Origin of the sequence: Vannielia sp. (assembly GCF_029212645.1) — a bacterium.
Classification (GTDB): domain Bacteria; phylum Pseudomonadota; class Alphaproteobacteria; order Rhodobacterales; family Rhodobacteraceae; genus Vannielia.
The window spans coordinates 3,212-7,117 of sequence record NZ_JARGND010000072.1 but is presented as its reverse complement, the minus strand read 5'-3'; the positions used below and the strand labels follow the sequence as shown (position 1 = coordinate 7,117).

The 3,906-nt window shown below is 63.2% G+C and carries 4 protein-coding genes and 1 pseudogene; all 5 read right to left on the bottom strand.

From position 1 onward, the window contains the following. Nucleotides 1-1,105, bottom strand: a 1,105-nt coding sequence (locus P1U55_RS15040; protein WP_301048447.1) for a CoA transferase, incomplete at its 3' end; no start/stop codon positions are given. A gap of 61 nt (nt 1,106-1,166) precedes the next feature. Continuing rightward, entirely contained in the window at nt 1,167-2,456 is a 1,290-nt protein-coding gene (locus P1U55_RS15035) for a TRAP transporter large permease (protein WP_301048446.1), read from the bottom strand. Continuing rightward, on the bottom strand, nt 2,453-3,031 hold the full coding sequence (locus P1U55_RS15030) for a TRAP transporter small permease (RefSeq protein WP_301048444.1): 579 nt from the start codon (nt 3,029-3,031) through the stop codon (nt 2,453-2,455). Before P1U55_RS15030 ends, P1U55_RS15035 begins: the two co-directional genes overlap by 4 nt. A 50-nt stretch (nt 3,032-3,081) precedes the next feature. After that, on the bottom strand, nt 3,082-3,552 hold the full coding sequence (locus tag P1U55_RS15025; protein WP_301048443.1) for a MaoC family dehydratase: 471 nt from the start codon (nt 3,550-3,552) through the stop codon (nt 3,082-3,084). A 43-nt stretch (nt 3,553-3,595) separates the two neighbouring features. Continuing rightward, nucleotides 3,596-3,906 (bottom strand): annotated as a pseudogene (locus P1U55_RS15020) (CoA ester lyase); the annotation flags it as partial.

The window sequence follows — 3,906 nt, the reverse complement described above, 5'->3', positions numbered from 1 at the left end:
GTGCCGGTGCGCGGATCTGAGGCTGGCGCCCATCTGCCGAGGCCGGAAAGGCCGAAAGGTGATGCCCCGCCACGTCGCGCACAAAGCCACGGGCGCGGACATGATCGCTCACCACCGCCTCGGCGGGAAAGAGGCACAGGTTCGCGGGCACACCGGCCGCCTCGAACTGTGCCATCCAGTCAGCCGCATCGCGCCGTAGGAAGGTTTCACTCAGCGCGGCAAACAGCGCGTCCCCATGGGCACGGCGGCCCGCGTCCGTGTCAAAACGGCTTTCCAGGATCATCGGCATGTCAGCCCCCATAACGTCGCGAAACCTCTGCCAAAGATGCTCTTCAGTGCCGACACCCAGCGCAATCTCGCGCCCGTCGGCGGTGGCGAAAAGATCGTTTGTCGGATAGGGGGACTCTCCGGTGCCGCCATCGCCATCAAGCCCGTGGCGCATCGAAACGCCAAACAGCACCGCATCCATCAGCGCCACATCAAGCATCATGCCGCGCCCGGTACTCCGGCTCTCATTGAGCGCAGCAAGGATCGCGATGGTAGCGTTCCCCGCGCCCAGAAGATCGGCCACCGGCAGCCCCGACCGGCGCGGACGGCCCGTCCAGTGGCCTGAAAAGGCAAAGGCCCCGCCAGCGGCAAGGAAGTTCAGGTCATGCCCCGGAGCATCGCGCCACGGGCCGTTCTGGCCATAGCCCGAAACCGAACAGCTGATGATCTGCGGGTTCACCGCCGACAGGCTGGCATGGTCGATCCCGAGCCGTGCGGCAACGCCGGGGCGAAAGCTCTCAAGCGCTATGTCACCCCAGCGGGCCAGCTGCTCCACCACCGCCGCGGCGCCATCATGTTTCAGGTCGATCGCGAGGCTGGTCTTGCTCCGGTTGGCGGCGTGGAGAATTGGCGCCAGCACCTCGCGGTGGCGCACGCCCTCCCCGGCAAGAGGCTCAACCTTGATCACCTCGGCACCGAGATCGGCAAGGATCGCCCCGGCCAGCGGCCCCGGCAAAAGCGCCGAAAAATCGACAACGCGCACCCCGGCGAGCGGCTGCCAGGCCGGGGCAGGCCCGGATTGCGACGCGGGTGCGGCGGAAGCGGCGGTGTCGGTCATGGCGTTCTCCTTTCCTTGCGGCCCCGGCCCCGGAGGGCCGGACCCCATTTGCCCGGTGGGATCAGTTTGACATCTGGTTGGGCAACCAGAGGACAATCTCCGGCATCAGGCCAAGCAGCAGCACCATGCCCAGCATGCACAGGAAAAACGGCAGGATGCCTGCGAAGATCTCATGCACCGGCTGTCCGGTATAGCGCGCCACAACAAAGACGTTGAGGCCCAGCGGCGGCGTGATCATTCCCACCTCGGCCACCATCACCACCATCACCCCAAACCAGATCGGATCGAAGCCCAGCGCCACCACCACCGGCAGCATCACCGGAACGGTGAGGATCAGGATCGCAATCTGGTCGAGAAAACAGCCGAGGATCAGGTAGATCACCAAGATCACCAGCAAGATCACATAGCTGGAAACGTCCAGCGCGCCGACCCAGTTGGCAATGGCCGTGGTGGTTTGGGTGAGGGTGAAGAAGTAACCGAAGATATGCGCACCGAGGATGATAAAGGCGATCATGCAACTGACCCGCGCGGCGTTGACCAACGCCCGACCGGCGTTGCGCAGCGAGAGCCGTCGCTGCACCAGGCCCAGCAACAATGCGGCGAAGGCCCCCATCGCCGAGGCTTCGGTGGGCGTCGCGACACCGGCATAAAGAACACCGGTGACCGCGCCGAAAAGGATCAGCATCGGCAGCGTCACCCGCAGCACGGATACCTTCTCGGACCAGCGATAAGGGCGCCCGGCCGGCACAGCCTTTGGCCGAAGCAGCGACATGGTAACGGTCAGCCCGACCAGCGCCAGCACCGCCAGAATACCCGGCACCATACCCGCGATCAGCAGCTTGCCAACGCTGACATCGGCGATGATCGCATAGAGCACCAGCGCAATAGAGGGCGGTATCAGGATCGCCAGCGTGCCGGTGATCGCCACCAGCGCCCCGGCCGTACGCAGCGAATAACCCTGCCGCATCATCGCCGGAATCGCGGTGGATGACAGCGTTGCCGCCGATGCGGTGCTCGACCCCGAAATCGCCCCGAACATGGCGCCCGCCAGAACAACCGCCACCCCCAGCCCGCCCGGAACCCGCCCGACCCAAACCACGGTGGCGTCAAACAATTCGTCGGCGATGCGCGAGATGATGATGAACTCGGCCATCAGGATGAACATCGGAATGGTGATAAGCTCGTAGGAATTGACCGACGAGATGGTGGACGACTTCACCATCCCCATCACCAGATCGAGCCCGCCCACGGCGAAAAGCCCGGCCACACCCGCGACCGCCATTGCAAAGGCCACGGGCATCCCCATCGCAAGCAACAGAACCAGAAGGAGGCTCCCTAAAGTCGCAATCATCGCGCGTCTCCCTCGGGTTGCGAGTCGGCAGCAGGCTCGGATGGGTCTGCGTGGAGGTCAACGGCGTCAGGCACATGACCCTCTCCGCCGCTCAACAGATCGGCAAAATGGATGATCATGCGCAGCAAAAGAAGCCCGATCCCCAGTGGCACAAGGATATAACTGGCCCACATCGGCCAGGCGACGACACCGGGGATGGTTTCGTCCCGCACCACGGCCCGAACGGTGGATTGCCAACCGGTCACCACCATGGCCAACAGAACCGGGATAATCATGAGCGCGCTCGCCGCATCCACCCACCGCCGCACCTTGCGGCGCATCCGGGCGCGGAACAGGTTCACTGCCACATGCCCACCCCGCCGGAAGGTTTCCGACACGGCGAGTAAAGCGGCCCCCACCATCAGGAAGTTGGCGACCAGATCATAGCTCCAACTCAACGGCGCGTGAAAAATATAGCGCATCCCCACGTCAACCGCGACAACCAGCATCATGGACAACAAGCACAGGCTGGCCCCAATGATCAAAAGCCGCTCCAGCTTGCCAACCGCCCGGTCAGCCAAGGATATCCATTTCATCCGATCCTCCCCTCAGTGCTCTGTCGCATCCCCTCCCCCGCGTGCCTGCGTCAGGCCGGGACCGGACGCTTCATCATCAGGCCAACGCGGTGCACCTTTACCACCATCTCGTCGCGCTGGTTGAAGCCGCGCGTCTCGAAATGAACGATCCCACGGTCGGGCTTTTTCTGTGATTCCCGCCGGTCGGTGATCTCGGTCTCCGAGCGCAGCGTGTCGCCAATGAAGACCGGCTTGGGAAATGTGATCTCGTCGAAACCCAGATTGCCAAGGGTTGTCCCCAGCGTCAGGTCGCTGACCCCCACACCCACCACAAGGCCCAGCGTGAAGATACTGTTGACCAGGCGCTGCCCGTAGACGGTGTTCTTGCAGAACTCGTCATCCAGATGCAGCGGCTGTGAGTTGTAGGTGAGCGCCGAGAACAGCAGGTTGTCGGTTTCCGTCACGGTGCGGGTGATCGCGTGATGGAAAACCATGCCAGGCTCAAGTTCTTCGTAGTACTTTCCGGATACGGTGCTTTGCATCGCGTGCTCCTCTTCTCTCTTGTTTGTATCGTTGGCGGCAGGATCAGTCCGTTTCGCCGGTGCCTTCAGCCAGGGCGACAACGGCACGGGCGGTCTGAACATGGGCAAGATCAATGTGGTCGCCGTCATAAATCACCGCACCCACGCCCTGCGCCGCCGATGCTTCATAGGTCTCGATCATGCCCTTGAAATAGCGGATCTCTTCGGCCGACGGGGTGTAGGCGCGGTTGACCACCTCAACATTGGTGGGATGCAGGATCATCTCTCCAACGAAACCGTGGGCCCGGTTGCGGCGCGCATAAAGGTCAAGCCCCTCAAGATCGTGGACATCCTGCCAAAGCCCGCCCAGCGGCA